15 protein-coding genes are annotated in these 15,993 nt (G+C 69.1%); 6 read left to right on the forward strand and 9 right to left on the reverse strand.

The features are described from left to right. Positions 1 to 68: 68 nt before the first annotated feature. Complete coding sequence (locus tag AB0950_RS06230; protein ID WP_360155339.1) at positions 69 to 1,307, forward strand: cytochrome P450; 1,239 nt, start codon at positions 69 to 71, stop codon at positions 1,305 to 1,307. A 242-nt stretch (positions 1,308 to 1,549) separates the two neighbouring features. Here the strand turns inward: AB0950_RS06230 and AB0950_RS06235 are convergent, their stop codons facing one another. After that, positions 1,550 to 2,923 carry an NAD-dependent succinate-semialdehyde dehydrogenase gene (locus tag AB0950_RS06235; protein ID WP_366777936.1) on the reverse strand — a complete coding sequence of 458 codons (1,374 nt, stop codon included), beginning with the start codon at positions 2,921 to 2,923 and terminating at the stop codon, positions 1,550 to 1,552. Between the two features lie 344 nt (positions 2,924 to 3,267). Here AB0950_RS06235 and AB0950_RS06240 point away from each other — a divergent pair, with 344 nt between their 5' ends. Together AB0950_RS06240 and AB0950_RS06245 are read left to right on the forward strand one after the other, a co-directional pair. Further along, entirely contained in the window at positions 3,268 to 3,462 is a 195-nt protein-coding gene (locus tag AB0950_RS06240; RefSeq protein ID WP_360155345.1) for a helix-turn-helix domain-containing protein, read from the forward strand. Positions 3,463 to 3,524: 62 nt separating this feature from the next. Next, on the forward strand, positions 3,525 to 3,824 hold the full coding sequence (locus tag AB0950_RS06245) for a hypothetical protein (RefSeq protein ID WP_366778170.1): 300 nt from the start codon (positions 3,525 to 3,527) through the stop codon (positions 3,822 to 3,824). Between the two features lie 100 nt (positions 3,825 to 3,924). Here the strand turns inward: AB0950_RS06245 and AB0950_RS06250 are convergent, their stop codons facing one another. Then, positions 3,925 to 4,497, reverse strand: a complete 573-nt coding sequence (locus AB0950_RS06250; RefSeq protein WP_360155348.1) for a response regulator transcription factor — start codon at positions 4,495 to 4,497, stop codon at positions 3,925 to 3,927. A 307-nt stretch (positions 4,498 to 4,804) separates the two neighbouring features. Continuing rightward, positions 4,805 to 5,917, reverse strand: coding sequence for an NDMA-dependent alcohol dehydrogenase (locus AB0950_RS06255; RefSeq protein WP_366777937.1), 1,113 nt, complete (start codon positions 5,915 to 5,917; stop codon positions 4,805 to 4,807). Between the two features lie 425 nt (positions 5,918 to 6,342). Between AB0950_RS06255 and AB0950_RS06260 the strand changes: the two genes are divergently transcribed. The 3 genes from AB0950_RS06260 to AB0950_RS06270 all read left to right on the forward strand — a co-directional run bounded on the left by AB0950_RS06260 (position 6,343) and on the right by AB0950_RS06270 (position 10,473). Further along, entirely contained in the window at positions 6,343 to 7,500 is a 1,158-nt protein-coding gene (locus AB0950_RS06260) for an acyl-CoA dehydrogenase family protein (protein WP_360573487.1), read from the forward strand. 226 nt (positions 7,501 to 7,726) lie between these two features. Then, a complete protein-coding gene (locus tag AB0950_RS06265; protein WP_360155357.1) occupies positions 7,727 to 8,515 on the forward strand; it encodes an SDR family oxidoreductase in 789 nt (262 codons plus the stop codon). A 161-nt stretch (positions 8,516 to 8,676) separates the two neighbouring features. Beyond that, the gene (locus AB0950_RS06270; protein ID WP_366777938.1) at positions 8,677 to 10,473 is read left to right on the forward strand and encodes an acyl-CoA dehydrogenase; all 1,797 of its coding nucleotides are present in this window, start codon (positions 8,677 to 8,679) and stop codon (positions 10,471 to 10,473) included. A gap of 65 nt (positions 10,474 to 10,538) precedes the next feature. On the opposite strand, the gene AB0950_RS06275 is transcribed toward AB0950_RS06270, so the two are convergent. From AB0950_RS06275 to fabG, 6 genes are all read right to left on the reverse strand, one after another. Further along, positions 10,539 to 12,110, reverse strand: a complete 1,572-nt coding sequence (locus tag AB0950_RS06275) for a transporter (protein WP_360155363.1) — start codon at positions 12,108 to 12,110, stop codon at positions 10,539 to 10,541. 11 nt (positions 12,111 to 12,121) lie between these two features. Continuing rightward, positions 12,122 to 12,325, reverse strand: coding sequence for a hypothetical protein (locus tag AB0950_RS06280; protein WP_360155366.1), 204 nt, complete (start codon positions 12,323 to 12,325; stop codon positions 12,122 to 12,124). 189 nt (positions 12,326 to 12,514) lie between these two features. After that, a complete protein-coding gene (locus AB0950_RS06285; protein WP_360155369.1) occupies positions 12,515 to 13,738 on the reverse strand; it encodes an acyl-CoA dehydrogenase family protein in 1,224 nt (407 codons plus the stop codon). After that, on the reverse strand, positions 13,738 to 14,772 hold the full coding sequence (locus tag AB0950_RS06290; RefSeq protein ID WP_366777939.1) for a phosphotransferase family protein: 1,035 nt from the start codon (positions 14,770 to 14,772) through the stop codon (positions 13,738 to 13,740). The genes AB0950_RS06285 and AB0950_RS06290 overlap by 1 nt, the downstream gene beginning before the upstream one ends. Then, positions 14,772 to 15,221: a MaoC family dehydratase gene (locus tag AB0950_RS06295; protein WP_360155375.1), complete on the reverse strand. Its 450-nt coding sequence runs from the start codon at positions 15,219 to 15,221 to the stop codon at positions 14,772 to 14,774. Before AB0950_RS06295 ends, AB0950_RS06290 begins: the two co-directional genes overlap by 1 nt. Continuing rightward, positions 15,218 to 15,973 carry a 3-oxoacyl-ACP reductase FabG gene (gene fabG, locus AB0950_RS06300; protein ID WP_360155378.1) on the reverse strand — a complete coding sequence of 252 codons (756 nt, stop codon included), beginning with the start codon at positions 15,971 to 15,973 and terminating at the stop codon, positions 15,218 to 15,220. Before fabG ends, AB0950_RS06295 begins: the two co-directional genes overlap by 4 nt. Positions 15,974 to 15,993 lie beyond the last annotated feature (20 nt).

Consider the following 15,993-nt stretch of genomic DNA (forward strand, 5'->3'; position numbering starts at 1 on the left):
GCCCAGTGGGACAAGTGACCCAGTCGGGCGACCCAGGCGAACGGGCCGCCCCTGACGAAGGAGGACCGATGACCGCGGACGAACTGCCGGAGGACCTGACCCTGGCGGACTTCGACCTGTGGAAGGACGGGCCGCCGCACGGGATCTTCAGCGATCTGCGTGCGAAGTGCCCGGTGCACTGGTCACCCGGCATCCCCGTCCTGCCCGAGGAGGAGGGTTTCTGGTCGCTGACCAAGGCCGACGACATCGCCAGGGTCAGCCGCGACTGGCGGACCTTCTCGTCGGAGCGCATGGGCATCGACATCACCAACCACCAGATCCCGATCGAGTTCGCGCGTGCCGAGTTCATCGGCATGGACCCGCCGAAGCACGACCGGATCAAGCAGCTCTTCCTGGCGGGCTTCACGAACGAGCAGATCGGCCGGCACGAGGACTGGATCCGCAAGATCGTCGTCACGGTCCTCGACCGCCTCGACGCCGAGGAGACCTGCGACCTGGTGAGCGCCGTCTCCCAGCCCGTCGTCGCGCGGGTCATCCACCGCCTCCTCGGTATCGCGGAGGAGGAGGACGTCAAGTGGGCCGACTACATGAAGCGGTACATGGGTCGTGACGACCCGGACCTGAACCCGGGCGGCATCGACGCCTACGTCAACGAGCTCCTGCCGACCCTGATGCAGGAGGTCACCCACATGATCGAGGCTCGCCGTGCGAACCCCACCGACGACCTGATCAGCGTCCTCGTGCACGCCGAGATCGACGGGCAGACGCTCTCGGCCGAGGAGATCATGTATGGCACGCTGCTCCTGATCGGTGCGGGCAACGACAGCACGATGGCGACGTACGTGAGCGCGATGAAGGCGCTGATGGAAAACCCCGACCAGCGCCGGCTGGTCCTCGACGACATGTCGCTCGTGCCGAGCTTGGTCGAGGAGGCTTTGCGAATGTTTCCGGCGTTCTCGATGATGCGCCGTACGGCGACCAGGGACGTCGAGATCGGCGGCCGGCTGATCAAGGAGAACGACAAGGTCGTCATGTGGTACCCGTCGTCCAACCGGGACGAGGACAAGTACGACGACCCGCACCGCTTCGACGTGACCCGCAACCCGGAGCACCAGGCATTCGGAGCCGGTGGCCGTCACTTCTGCCTCGGCAACGCGCTGGCCCGGCTCGAGCTGCGGCTGATGATCGAGGAGACGCTGAAGCGCTACCCGGAGATGGAGATCGTCGGCGAGGCGCCGCACGCCGAGTCGTTCTTCATCAACCAGGTCAAGGCGCTGCCGGTGAAGCTGGGCCGCCGCGCCGGGTGATCGGTCGCCTGCCTCCGGCACCGCGCCCCGTCGCCCTGTGCCGGAGGCAGGCAGGAAGCCATCAGATGGGGCGTCGTCGCGCAGGGGTGGCCATCAGCCAGTTCGCCGCACATGCGCAGCTGCGGTGGAGAGCGATGGCGCGGATGCAGTCGTCCGGCAGACATCTCTGGGGTCGTTGCTGCAGGAACACCAGTGGCTCGCGCACCGAGGTGGGCGAGCCACTCTGACGCGTCGATGGATCGTCAGGCGCCGACCCGGATCAGCTTGCGGTTGACGAACTCCTCGGCGCCGAACCGACCGAGCTCGCGACCGAAGCCGGACAGCTTGACGCCACCGAACGGGAGGCCGGGCTCCTCGGCACCGACGACGTTGACGTACACCATGCCGGCCTCGATCCGGTCGGCGACGCGCTGCGCCTGCTCGGGGTCCGTGGTGAACACGTACGAGCCGAGACCGAACGGCGTGTCGTTCGCGACCGCGATCGCCTCCTCCTCCGAACTCACGCGGTACACGTGTGCGAACGGCCCGAAGAACTCCTCCTTGGCCACCTGGTTACCGGGGTCGATGTCGACCAGGACGGTCGGATCGAAGAAGCTCCCGTCGCGCGTGCCGCCCAGCGCGACCCTGGCTCCGCCCTCGATCGCACGGTTCAGCAGCTTCTCGAGCCCCTCCGCGGCGCCGACCGAGGAGACCGGTCCGAGCACGGTGCTCTCGGCGGCCGGAGCGCCCGGCTTGAGCTCGGCCAGCGTCGAGACCACCTTCTCCAGGAAGGCGTCGTAGAGCTCTTCGATGACGATGTACCGCTTCGCGCCGTTGCACGCCTGACCGGCGTTGTCGTAGAAGCGGGCACCCAGCGCGGCCTCCACGGCCGCGTCGAGGTCATCGGTGCTCAGCAGGATGAACGGGTCCGAGCCGCCGAGCTCGAGGACTGCCTTCTTGAGGTGACGTCCGGCGGTTGCCGCGACCATCGCACCGGCCTTTTCCGACCCCGTGACCGAGACACCGGCGACCCGGGGGTCGGCGATGACGGCGTCGATCTGGGCATAGGTGGCGTAGACGTTCTCGTAGGCGCCGGTGGGGAAGTCGGCGTCCAGCAGCAGTTGCTCGATGGCCGCCGCGGACTCAGGGCACTGGGAGGCGTGCTTGAGCAGAATGGTGTTCCCGGCCATCAGGTTGGGCGCGGCGAAGCGCGCGACCTGGTAATAGGGGTAGTTCCACGGCATGACGCCCAGCAGGATCCCGAGGGGCTGGCGCCGGATCACCGCGGTGCCCTCGCCCCACGCCAGCGGGACCGGCTCGTCGGCCAGGAACTCCTCGGCATGGTCCGCGTAGTACTCGAAGATGGCGGCTGCGAAGTCGACCTCCAGAACACCCTGGTTGGTCGGCTTGCCCATCTCGCGGCTGATGATGGTCGCCAGCACCTCTCGACGCTCCACGAACAGCGCCGCGGCGTTGCGCAACAGCGTCGCGCGCTCCGCAGCCGACGAGGTACGGCCCCACGTGCGATACGCCGCGCCGGCACGGTCGAGCTTCGCTGCCAGCTCGTCGTCCGACAATGCGGCGTACTCCTTGACGGTCTCCCCGGTGGTGGGGTCGACAACCGCGTAGGTACTCACGACATCCTTCTTTCTCGATCGCTGAGCGCTGCGCGTCCACCTTGGGCGACCCGGCGCGGCACGGGCCGCCGGTACGCGCAAGGACCCCCTAGTCGGGGGAGGTCCGAGGGCGGGACTCCGTCAGCTCAGGTCGCACCGCCCGGCTCGCCGGGGTGTGACGTCAGCTCCCGGTACAGACGACGTTCGGGGCGGCGGATGCATCGGTACGCCTTGCCTCCCCCGGGTGGGCAGGGCCTCTTGGGGACCCAGGGAGTCAGGGAATACGAACGGTACGGTCCGCACCATGTCAGACGTGGGCCTCCGAAGCTCAGGTATCCGTTCGCCCGGCGGTACAGCGTCGTGGGGTGGAGCGCAGGCGGCTCATTCTCGAAACCGCCGAGGCGCTGTTCGGCGAGCAGGGGTACGAGTCCGCCACCCTGAGGGCGATCGGTGAGCGGGCAGGCATCCCGACTGCCTCCGTCTACCACTACTTCTCCGATCGGCCTCAGATCGACCCAGCCTGCTCGCGCAGCGCCATGCCCACGAGCTCGAAGCACTGATGCACGCCTCGCTGAGCAGCTGTGATGTGCGCACGTTGCATGACGCGGGTCGACGCCGTGATATGCGCGGGCATCCGAGCTGCGTCGAGCTGTGGTTCGCCGGCGCGGTCGCCGACATCGTCCGCGCTTACGATGAGGCGCAGGCGAAGCAGTTCCTCCGCGTTCTCGTTGAGCGTGGTCTTCGGCCTGTCGGGACACCGCCACTCGTCATGCAGGTGGCCTGGGAGACCGGGCGCCGTCTCTTCGAGGTCGCGTTCCGGCGGACCCCAAGGGGTGACGCTGCCACGATCGGTGAGCTCCGCCGCCTCGTGGCCACGTACCTCGAGACCTATGCCACGCCGACCCCGAGGCCCCGTGCTTGACTGTCCCGAGGCTGCACACCCCCAGATATCGGCGTGCGCGGTGCCCATGGCAGGCGCGAAGCTGTCCGGCGTGCAGTCAGGCGCGGCATGGGTGCCGGGCTCAGACGAGGAGCCCGAGTTCCTGGGCACGGCTGGCCGCCTGGGCCCGGTTGCGCACTCCGAGCTTGCGGTAGACAGCGCTCGTGTGCTGCTTGACGGTGTGCCGGGAGAGGTTCAACGACGCCGCGACCTCGGGATTGCTGAGCCCTGCGGCCACGTGCTGCAGGATGTCCAGCTCGCGCGGGGACAGCTGAACAGCCGGCGGCTTCACGTCGATCGGGAAGACCCGGGCCCCCTCGGCAACGCGCCGCAGCGCGGCCGCGATGATCGCTCGCGGCATGTGCTTCGAAAGGGAGGCAACCGCTCCGTGCTGGAGAGCCATGGATGCGGACAGGCGCCCCTCGCCCGACATCAGCACAACCCGGACGTGCGACATGTGCTCCTTGAACGTCCGGCACAGCTCCAGCCCCGACTTGCCACCGAGCGAGGCACTCACGAGGACCAGTTGCGGATGATGCCGCTGGGCCACATGCCACGCCATCTCGGCCGAGGCCGCTACCAGGCACGACGCCACCCATGTCTCATCCGACAGAATCGCGCGCAATCCGGCCTGCACCAGCTCGTTCTCGTCCACGCAGAGGACCCGCTGCAGCCGACATCGGTCCTCGGAGGCGGGTCCGACAAGCACAGCGCTGACGTCACACCGTGGGCGGATCTGCGGGAGAACTTCACCCATCGTTCCTCCTGGAGGGCGGCTCTGTTTCACATGCGTTTGCGCCTCTGAGACTGCTGGCCGACCGCTCCGAGGGCACCCGGGGAACTACCTGCACCGGTACCTGTTTGTGTGAGCGGGGTCACCTCTGGGTGCTGTGAGGGGGAAAGGAAACGGCGCGGTACGACCGTGTGTGGCCGCGCCGCGCCGGACTGTGAGAGGCAGCGCCTCAGTGTTCGTGGATGAGTACGCCTCGGATGTTCCTGCCCTCGACCAGATCCTGGTACCCCTCGTTGATCTCTTCGAGCCGGTACTGCCTGGTGATGAGCTCGTCGAGCCTGAGCCGGCCGGCCTGGTAGAGGCCGAGCAGCTTGACGATGTCGTACTGAGGGTTTGAGCTGCCGAAGAGCGACCCCTTGATGGTCTTCTCCCACAGCGTCAGTTCCGCGCCCGAGACGTGCACTGTGAGGTGCTCCATGTTCGCCAGACCGGTCACGACGACGACGCCGCCCTTGCCGATGGCCGAGAAGGCGGACTGCACCACCGTCTCGTCGACGGTGCCGACGAGGATCAGGGCCTGGTCGGCCATCTGCCCCCGGGTCATCTCGGCGATCGCTGCGAGCGCCGGCGCGGCGTCGGCGAAGGCGTGCGTGGCGCCGAACTTCAGGGCGGTCTCGCGCTTGAACTCCTGCGGGTCGACCACCACCACGTTCTTCGCGCCGGCGTGCACGGCGGCCTGCACGGTGTTCATCCCGAGGCCACCGGCGCCAAAAATGACGGTGGTGTCGCCGGCGCGCACGTTACCGGTGTTGACGGCGGTACCCCATCCGGACGGGACGCCGCAGCCGACGAGGACGGCCTTCTCCAGCGGGATCGACTCGTCGATCTTGACCACCGAGTACTGGGACACCGTCGCGTACTGCGAGAACGTGCCGAGCGAGCACATGCCGCCGACGTCCGTGGCTTCGTGGTGGAAGCGGAAGGTGCCGTCGAGCATCTGGCCATCCAGCAGGAACTCGCCGAGGTCGCACAGGTTCTGCCGGCCCGTGGAGCAGTAGCGGCAGATCCCGCAGCTGGGGATGAAGCTGCACACGACGTGGTCGCCGGGCTTGACCTTGGTGACGCCGGGGCCGACCTCCTCGATGACTCCGGCTCCCTCATGACCGGCGACGATGGGCAGGCGGGACGGGAGGTCGCCGCTCGGCAGGTGGAGATCGGAGTGGCACAGGCCGGCCGCGACGAAGCGGATCAGGACCTCACCCTCACGCGGCCCGTCCAGGTCGAGCTCGAGGATCTCGAACGGCTGGTTGAGGCCGGTCAGGACGGCGGCTCTGGTCTTCATGGGTGTCTCCCTTGGTCGGGACGCGATCCGATGTGTCGCCCTCCTCCGGAAGGCCCAGGTCCGGTGGATCATGCAGGGCGAATGAAGCCCCTGAAGTAAGCAGCGGGCGGGACGGCCGCGACCGCTTGGGCCGGGAACACCGCCCACTTGGGGGACTGGCTGCCGCCCCGTCCGGGGCGGCAGCCGCTCGCTCGGCGGCCCCCGGGGCGGATGACCGGCCCAGTCCCCCAACCGGGTGCGGATTGGGCAGCGAGGATCGGCGCGCCTGGGGAGTGACGCTTTGCTGCCTCCGTGCGCGGGGCACGCGACGGCCGCCCGAGCTGGAAGTGGGGGCGCTCGGGGTGGACCGCGGCGGGATGAGTTGCAACTGACGTACGCAGGGCGGCCGGCCGTGCCGCCCGACCCCTCTGTCGAAGGAAAGACCCATGCACCGCACCGTGTTCGACGAGGACCACGAGTCCTTCCGCCAGACCCTTCGTTCCTTCATCGAGGCCGAGGTGCTCCCCGTCTACGACGAGTGGTACGCGGCCGGCCAGGTGCCCCGGGACTTCTATCACCAACTGGGTGAGCTGGGCATCTTCGGCATCAGCGTGCCCGAGGAATTCGGCGGCGCGGGCCTGGACACGCACAAGTTCGAAGCCGTGCTCACCGAGGAGACCGCCCGCGCGGGCGTTCTGTTCGGCTGCACCGGTGCGCACGTGCTGCTCTCGCTGCCGTACATCACGATGCTGGCCACGGACGAGCAGAAGAAGCGGTACCTGCCGAAGTTCGTCACCGGCGAGGAGATGTGGGCGCTCGCCATGACCGAGCCGGGAACCGGCTCGGACGTCGCCGGCGTGAAGACCACGGCCAAGCGCTCCGACGACGGCACGCACTACGTCCTCAACGGCGCCAAGACCTTCATCACCGGTGGCGTCCTCGCCGACCGTGTCATCGTCTGCGCTCGCACGGCCCCGCCGCGCGAGGACGACCGCCGCTTCGGTCTCTCGCTGTTCGCGGTCGACACCAAGTCCGAGGGGTACTCCATCGGCCGCAAGCTGGACAAGCTCGGTCTGAGGACCTCCGACACCGCCGAGCTGGCGTTCGTCGACGTCAAGGTGCCGGCCGAGGATCTCCTGGGTGAGGAGAACCAGGGCTTCTCCTACCTCGGCAGGAACCTGTCGTCCGAGCGCTGGGGCATCGCCCACAGCGCTTACGCGCAGGCCGCCGCGGCAGTGCGCTTCGCGCGGGAGTACGTCGCCCAGCGCACCGTCTTCGGCAAGCCGGTGGCCCACTTCCAGAACACCAGGTTCGAGCTGGCGGCCTGCCAGGCCGAGGTGGACGCGGCCGAGGCTGTCACCGACCGTGCGCTGGAGGCCCTTGACGCGGGTGAGCTGACGCCGGCCGAGGCCGCGAGCGTCAAGCTGTTCTGTACGGAGGTGGCGGACCGGGTCATCGACCGCTGCCTGCAACTGCATGGCGGCTACGGCTACATCAACGAGTACCCGGTCGCCCGCCTGTACGCCGACAGCCGGGTCAACCGCATCTACGGCGGCACGTCCGAGGTGATGAAGATGATCATCGCGAAGGGCATGGGCCTCTGAGGCCGCGCTCCATGCCGGAAGGCGGGCTGGTCGATCTCCTCGGCCGGCCCGCCCCTTCTTTTGCAGGACATTGCCTCGCGCGGCGTGCCCGCGCGGTCACGGACCCGGAAACGATGCCCGGCCGGGGGAGACGGCGGCTGAGTGCCCCTGCCCCGGCATCACCCAACTGGGCAGGTCATGGGCCCGCACCCGGGCTGTCTCGCCCTCCTGCTTGCATGCTCCGGCCATGAACTCGACCAAGACTTCTGCAGACGGATCCGCCGACATCTTCGATCTCACCGGGCGACGCGCCGTCGTCACCGGCGCCAGCCGCGGCATCGGCCGGGCGATCGCGATCGCCTTCGCGCAGCGGGGCGCGCACGTCATCGGCATGGCCCGCTCCGAGGACGGTCTCAAGGAGACGGCGGCGCTCGCCGAGGGCGCCCCCGGAAGCCTTGGCGTCCATGCCACCGACCTTCGTTCCCCGCATGCCGTGGAGGCGGCGGTCGCCGTTGCCGCCGAACGGCTCGGCGGTATCGACATCCTCGTCAACAACGCCGCGGACGACCACGATTCGTCGATCGAGGACACCGACCTCACGGTTTTCCAGCGGGTCCAGGAGCTGAACCTGCAGTCCTGCTGGGTGATGATCCGGGCGGCGTCCCCGTTGCTCAAGGACGGTGGCGGCAAGGTCATCAACATCGCGTCGGTGCTCGGCCTCGTCGGCATCCGCGACAACAGCGCCTACATCGCCGCCAAGCACGGCCTGGTCGGTCTCACCAAGGCCGTCGCCCTCGAATGGGCGCGCAAGAACGTCCAGGTGAACGCGATCGCACCGGGGTACGTCGAGACCGCGATGCTGGGTGATCTCAAGGGGAACGAGGCGCTGGCGGCGTATGTCAGGAAGACGACGCCGCAGGGTCGCTGGTCCCAGCCGGAGGAGTACGCGGGCCCGGCGGTCTTCCTGGCTTCGGCCGCCTCGGACTTCATGACGGGGCAGGTGCTCGTCGTCGACGGTGGCTACAGCGCGCAGTGACTCCCGCTCGTGACCGTCGGCAGGTCCACTCTCGCGGACGCCGGCGGTCACGGCACTTGCCGGAGCCGCCGTGCGGCGCTCGCGTTGACCCGACCTGAGCGACCGCTTAGTATCCCGGCTCGCCGGCCGTTTCCCCCGCCCTCCCGATCGGATGCCTGACCATGGATTCTCTGCTGCTCTCCCGGCGCGACCTCGATTTCCTGCTCCACGACTGGCTGGACGTCACAGCGCTGACCCGCCGCCCCCGCTACGCCGACCACGACCGGGACACCTTCGACGCGGTTCTGGAGCTGAGCGAGGCCCTCGCCACCCGGCACTTCGAACCGCACAACAAGAAGAACGACGCCGTGGAGCCCCGCTTCGACGGCGAGCGGGTGCACATCATCCCGGAGGTCAAGGAGGCCCTGCGGGTGTTCGCCGAGGCCGGACTGACCGGCGCCGCCATGGACTACGACGTCGGCGGACAGCAGCTTCCCCACGTGGTCGCGAACGCTTGCATGGCCTGGTTCCAGGCCGCGAACGTCGGCACCGCCGCGTACCCCTTCCTCACGATCGGCAATGCCAACCTGCTCCAGGCGCACGGCAGCAAGGAGCAGATCGACACCTACGTGCGCCCCATGGTCGAGGGCCGCTTCTTCGGCACCATGTGCCTCTCCGAACCCCAGGCGGGATCCTCGCTGGCCGACATCACCACCCGGGCGGTGCCGCAGGGTGACGGCACCTACAGGATCTCCGGCACCAAGATGTGGATCTCCGGTGGCGACCACGAGCTGAGCGAGAACATCGTCCACCTGGTGCTGGCCAAGATCCCCGGCGGCCCGGCGGGCGTCAAGGGCATCTCCCTCTTCATCGTGCCCAAGTTCCTCGTCGGGCCGGACGGCACCCTGGGAGAGCGCAACGACGTGGTGCTGGCCGGCCTCAACCACAAGATGGGCTACCGGGGCACCACCAACACCCTGCTCAACTTCGGCGAGGGCCGGTACACCCCGGCCGGAGCCCCCGGCGCCGTGGGATACCTGGTGGGCGAGGCCCACCAGGGGCTCACCTACATGTTCCACATGATGAACGAGGCTCGCATCGGCGTCGGTCAGGGTGCGGCGGCGCTCGGCTACACCGGCTATCTGCACGCCCTCGACTACGCACGCACCCGTCCCCAGGGGCGCCCGCTGACAGGCAAGAACGCCGACGCCCCACAGGTCCCCATCATCGAGCACGCCGACGTACGGCGGATGCTGCTGGCCCAGAAGAGCTACGCGGAGGGTGCGCTCGCCCTCGTGCTGTACTGCAGCCGTCTCCTCGACGAGGAGCACACCGCCGAGCAGGAGTCCGAGCGCGCCCGCGCCCGGCTGCTGCTGGACGTCCTGACGCCCATCGCCAAGAGCTGGCCGTCGCAGTGGTGCCTGGCGGCCAACGACCTCGCCATCCAGGTGCACGGCGGTTATGGCTACACCCGGGAGTACAACGTCGAGCAGTTTTACCGGGACAACCGGCTCAACCCCATTCACGAGGGCACCCACGGCATCCACGGACTGGACCTGCTCGGCCGCAAGGTCGTCATGAACGGCGGTGAAGGGCTGAGGCTGCTTCTCGAGACCCTCACGGCCACCACGGCCCGGGCGACGGCGGCCGGCGGCGAAGCGGCCGAACTGGCGGCCCGGTTGGAGGAGGCCGCGGCCCGCGTCGAGCGGACCACCGCCACCCTGTGGTCGACGGCAGACCCCGCGACCGCGCTGGCCAACGCCTCCGTCTACCTGGAAGCCGTCGGTCATGTGGTGCTGGCCTGGATCTGGCTGGAGCAGTTCCTGGCGCTGGGGGATGACACGGACGACTTCCGTGAGGGCAAGCGGCAGGCGGCCCGGTACTTCTTCCGGTGGGAACTCCCGTGTACGGCAGCCCAGTTCGACCTTCTGGACAGCCTGGACCGTACGACGACGGACTGCCGGCCCGAGTGGTTCTGATCCACGGGGCCGCCGGGGGCGCGGGGATCGCGGACGTCGCGGTTCCCGCGCCCCTTTTCGGCTCCCTATCGCCTCGGCTTCCGGCTCCCTGTCGCCTTCCACGGCATGACGCTGCCGAGCCACCCCAGGAGGAAAGCCGCCGGCACCGAGACCAGGCCCGGAGTCTGGAACGGATACCAGTCGAAACGCGCGTTCGGGCACAGTGCGTACGCGGTCCCCGAGACGGAGGGCGAGAAGGCCATGAGCACGGTGCAGATCAGCAGGCCCCCGTGGACGGCCCACAGCAGTCCCCTGCGGTTGAACCTGCTCCAGAAGAAGGAGTAGATCAGGACGGGAAAGACGCACGACGCCGCGACGCTCATGGAGAAGTCGAACAGGAAATCGATCGGATACCGGTGCGTGGCGGCGGACAGCGACAGGACGACCGTGCACAGGGCCACGAGGGCCAGCCGTAGGACCCGTACTTCTGCGACGTCGGTGCGGCGCCGGTTGGTCCGTGAGAACACATCGTGCGCGAAGGAGACCGCGGCGGCGAAGGTCACGCTGCTCACGGTCGTCAGCGTGGCGAGGAAGGCGACACACGCCACGGCGGTGATGAGCACCACGCGCGGCGCCGATCCGGCGGGCAGTACCCGTGAAGCCAGCAGGATCGGGGACGACTGGCCGTCGGCGTCGACCGAGCCTATGTCACCACTGCCCACCACGGCGGCCGCCGCGAATCCCGTCGTGATCAGCAGAAGGGTGAAGGTTCCGACCAGCCCTGCAGCGATGCTCATGGACCGTCGCGCGGAGCGCCCGGAGCGGGACGCGCTGATGCGCAGGATCAGGTGAGGCGTGACGGACGCGCCGAGAATCACGACCACGTGGTCGGCGAGCATGTTGAGCGGGCCGAGACTCGTCGTGTACGGCCACAGCCCAGGGCTGAGGTACGCGTCGGGCGCCGAGCTCCTGCCCACCGCGGCCGAGAGCAGGCTCCCGGCGTCCCAGTGGAACTTCCCCAGCGTCAGCAAGGTGACCACGGCAAGGGTCACCAGGGTGAGGGGCACCTTGACGACCTGCATGAAACCGGTGCCCCGCAGATCGGCTACGCCGGCGAAGCATGCGACGAGGCAGCCCATCGACACGGTGCACACCACCTGGGCGCCGTCGGTCGACAGACCGAGCAGGAGCGATGCCACGATGCCGACCGCGCGCAGTTGGAGCAGGAGGAGGGGAACTGCGATGATCAGCGTCACGAGGGTTGCCATGGTGCGGGGGAGCGGCCCGGTCGCGCGCAGGGCGAAGAGGTCGCCGAGCGTGTACCGGCGGCTGTCGCGGATTCTCTGCGCGAGGAGCAGCATCACGCCGAGGGTGAGCAGACCGTCGATCGCGGCGGTGAACCCGTCGTAGCCGAACAGGGCGATGGCACCGGGGATCGCCAGCAGGATGACAACGGAGATCTGCTCGCCCGCCATGGCGAAGCCGTTGAAGACCGGGGAGAGGGACCGGTCGGCGACGTGAAGCCCGTCCGGGTTGTCCTCCTGCGCCGTGACGAGCGTGAACAGCCATAGCAGTGACGCCCCGACGAAGATCAGGAAGGCGATGATCACGGGGACCTTGGCGTCGGAACCGATCGGGTCGACCAGGCGGGCGCTCAAGGCGTACAGGGTCACCCCTCCACCGCCAGGGAGTCGCACAGACGGGTGGACCGAGCCTCGTGCCACCAGGCGGTGGCCATGAAGAGGCCGCACTGCAGGATGCCCCAGACCACGCCGAGGGTGAGGTGCCCGAGCACCGGCACCGCGGGGATGTCCGTGAAGGGGAACACCATGGTGCTGGCGGCGAGGGGAACCGCGTTGGCGATGACAAACACACGCTGGGTACGGCGCGCGGCAATGCGACGGATCTCCTCGCTTCGCCGTTGCACAGCATCGGGATCCGGGGGAGACGGGATGAGCTGAGGGTGCACGGAGACCTCCGGCCGAAATGATGGTGGGCGACTGCGCCGCGCGCATCGTCCCGGCGCAGAGAGGTGGGTGATCGGGTTACGGCTCGCAGACGGTCATCGCACGTGCCTCCGGCGCCGCAGTTCGGCTCGGGCGAGGGCGTTCTTGTGCACCTCGTCCGGCCCGTCGGCGAAGCGCAGGGTGCGGATCGCCGCGTAGGCGCCGGCCAGCGGGAAGTCCTGGGACAGTCCGCCGGCGCCGTGCACCTGGATGGCCTTGTCCAGGATCCACTGCACGGTTGCGGGGGTGGCGATCTTGATGGCCTGGATCTCGGTGTGCGCGCCCTTGTTGCCGACGGTGTCCATCAGCCAGGCAGCCTTGAGCACGAGCAGGCGCAGCTGCTCGATGCGCACCCGGGACTCGGCGATCCAGTCCCGGACGACGCCCTGGTCGGCCAGCGGCCTGCCGAACGCGACCCGCTGCTCGGCACGGGCGCACATCAGCTCGACGGCCCGCTCGGCGACGCCGATGGAGCGCATGCAGTGGTGGATACGGCCCGGCCCCAGTCTGGCCTGCGCGATCGCGAAGCCGTCGCCCTCGCCGCCGATCAGGTTCGCCGCGGGGACCCGGACGTCGGTGAGGGACAGTTCGGCATGGCCGCCGTGTTCGTGGTCGTCGTAACCGAACACCTCCATGCCCCGCTTGATCTCGAGTCCCGGGGTGTCACGTGGCACGAGGATCATCGACTGCTGCCGGTGCCGGTCGGCTTCCGGGTCGGTCTTGCCCATCACGATGAAGACCCGCGCGTTGGGGTTCATCGCGCCGGTGATCCACCACTTGCGGCCGTTGAGGACGTAACCGTCACCGTCGCGTTCGATCCGGGTGGAGATGTTGGTGGCGTCCGAGGAGGCCACGTCGGGCTCGGTCATCGCGAACGACGAGCGGATCTCGCCGCTCAGCAGCGGCTCCAGCCACTCCTTGCGCTGTGCCTCGGTGCCGAACATCGCCAGCACCTCCATGTTCCCGGTGTCCGGTGCGGCACAGTTCAGGGCGGCAGGGGCGAGGTGCATGCTGCGGCCGGTGATCTCGGCGAGCGGCGCGTACTGCAGGTTGGTCAGTCCCGCGCCGTGCTCGCCGGGCAGGAACAGGTTCCACAGGCCGCGGCGGCGGGCCTCGGCCCGCAGTTCGGCGAGGACCGGCACCGAGTCCCACGCCCAGCGGTTCGCGAGCCGTCCCAGCTGCTCGGCGAACAGCGGCTCAGCCGGGTGGACGTGGCTCGCCATGAAGTCGAGCAGGTCCGCCCGCAGCTCCTCGGTCCTGGCGTCGAGGGCGAAGTCCATCAGCGGTACTCCTTCAGTGCGCCGAGCCCGGTGTCGAGCACGGGCTGCACCGCCGAGCCGACGTGCTCGAAGCCGGAGCCGACGGTCTGGCCGCGCAGATGGCGGTAGTGGATGCCCTCGGCGACCGCGGCCAGCTTGAACGCCGCCAGTGCGAGGTAGAACCCGAAACGGGACAGATCACGATCGCTGCGCGCGGCGTACCGCTCGATGATCTCGCTCTCGGCGAGGAACCCCGGCGCCGACGCGGCGTCCGGGGCCACCGCGCTCCCGCCGAGCAGCGTGCCCACCCGTTGGTAGAGCACCAGCAACGCCAGATCGGTCAGCGGATCGCCCAGGGTGGCCATCTCCCAGTCGATGACCGCGGCAGGCCGGTCCTGGTCGTCCGTCAGCACGTTGTCGAGCCGGTAGTCGCCGTGCACGATGCCGGGTGCGGACCGTGGGGGCACGTCGGCGGCGAGCCGGTCGTACAGCTCGTCCGCGGCGGGCAGGTCGCGACAGTACGAGGCGTCCAACTGCGCCTTCCAGCGACGGACTTGGCGGGGGAGGAACCCCTCCGGGCGGCCGAAGCCGTCCAGCCCGACCGCGACGGGGTCGACTGCGTGCAGCATGGCCAGGGTGTCGACCAGCCCTGCCGAGATCACCCGGGTGCGCTCCGGGCCGAGCCGTTCCAGCTCGACGGCGTTCCGGTACGGCGTTCCGGCGACCCGCTCCATCACGTAGAACGGGGCGCCCAGCACCCCGTCGTCGGAGCACAGGGCGTAGGTCCTGGGGACCGGCACCGCGGTGTCCTGCAGGGCCGACATCACCCGGTACTCGCGGGCCATGTCGTGGGCGGTCGCGAGGACGTGGCCCAGCGGAGGCCGGCGGACGATCCACGTCGAGACCCCGTCCGTGACCTCGTAGGTGAGATTGGACCTGCCGCCGGCGAGCAGCCGGGCGGTGAGGTCCTGCCCCGCCCCCGCCACCTGCTCGGTCAACCACGGGCCGAGCCGGACCAGATTCAGGCCCGGCAGGCTGTGCTGTGTCGTCGGCATCAGGCCACCACGCTCACCGTCTCGGCCACGCAGGCGGGCTTGCCCGCGCCCTGGCGCTCGATGGTGACCCGGGTCGTGACGCGGTACCCACCGCCGCCAGGTTCCACCGACAGGAGCTCGACGCCGGCGCGCACCTTGGAGTCGACCGGCACGGGAGACGGGAAGCGGACTTTGTTCGCGCCGTAGTTGACGCCCATCGACACCCCCTCGACCCGGTAGACCTGCCAGACCAGCATCGGCACCAGCGACAGCGTCAGATAGCCGTGCGCGATGGTGCCGGCGAAGGGTCCGGCCGCCGCCTTCTCCACGTCCACGTGGATCCACTGGTGGTCGCCGGTGGCGTCGGCGAAGGTGTCGATCTGCTGCTGGGTGACGGTGTGCCAGTCCGAGTACCCGAGGTGGGTGCCGACGGCGTTCCGCAGTTCTTCGAAGCCCTGGAAGACCTTCACGCCTGCGGCCCTCCGGCGACGTAGAGCACCTGGCCGGAGACGTATCCCGCGTCCTCGCTGACGAAGAACGACACGGCGTGCGCGATGTCCTTCGGCAGACCGCTGCGCGCCACCGGGATCTGCGCCGTCACGGCCTTCCTGAAGTCGTCGAAGGACATGCCCATCCGCTGCGCGGTGGCGGCGGTCATCTCCGTCTCGATGAATCCTGGTGCGATCGCGTTGGCGGTCACGCCGAACTTCCCCAGCTCCAGCGCGAGCGTCTTGGTGAAACCCTGCAGCCCGGCCTTGGCCGCGGCGTAGTTGGCCTGGCCCTTGTTGCCGAGCGCCGACGTGCTGGAGAGGTTCACGATGCGGCCCCAGCCGGCCTTCGTCATGTAACTCTGCACCCCGCGGGACATCAGGAACGATCCGCGCAGGTGCACGTTCATCACCGCGTCCCAGTCGGTGGCGGTCATCTTGAACAGCAGGTTGTCCCGGATGATGCCGGCGTTGTTGACGAGCACGGTCGGATCGCCCAGTTCCTCGGCGATCCGCTGCACGGCGGTCTGTACGCCCGGCTCGTCGCTCACGTCGACGCCGACCGCCAGCGCCCGGCCTCCGGCGGCCTCGATCCGCTCGACGACCGGCTTGCAGGCGCTCTCGTCGAGGTCGACGACCGCCACGGCGAGGCCGTCGGCGGCCAGCCGTTGGGCGACGCCGGCCCCGATGCCTCGGGCCGCGCCGGTGACGATGGCGGTACGGGTGGTGGTCATCAATTCGCTCCTGTGGGAAG

The sequence above is a fragment of the Streptomyces sp. NPDC007189 genome, from assembly GCF_040703635.1.
GTDB lineage: Bacteria > Actinomycetota > Actinomycetes > Streptomycetales > Streptomycetaceae > Streptomyces.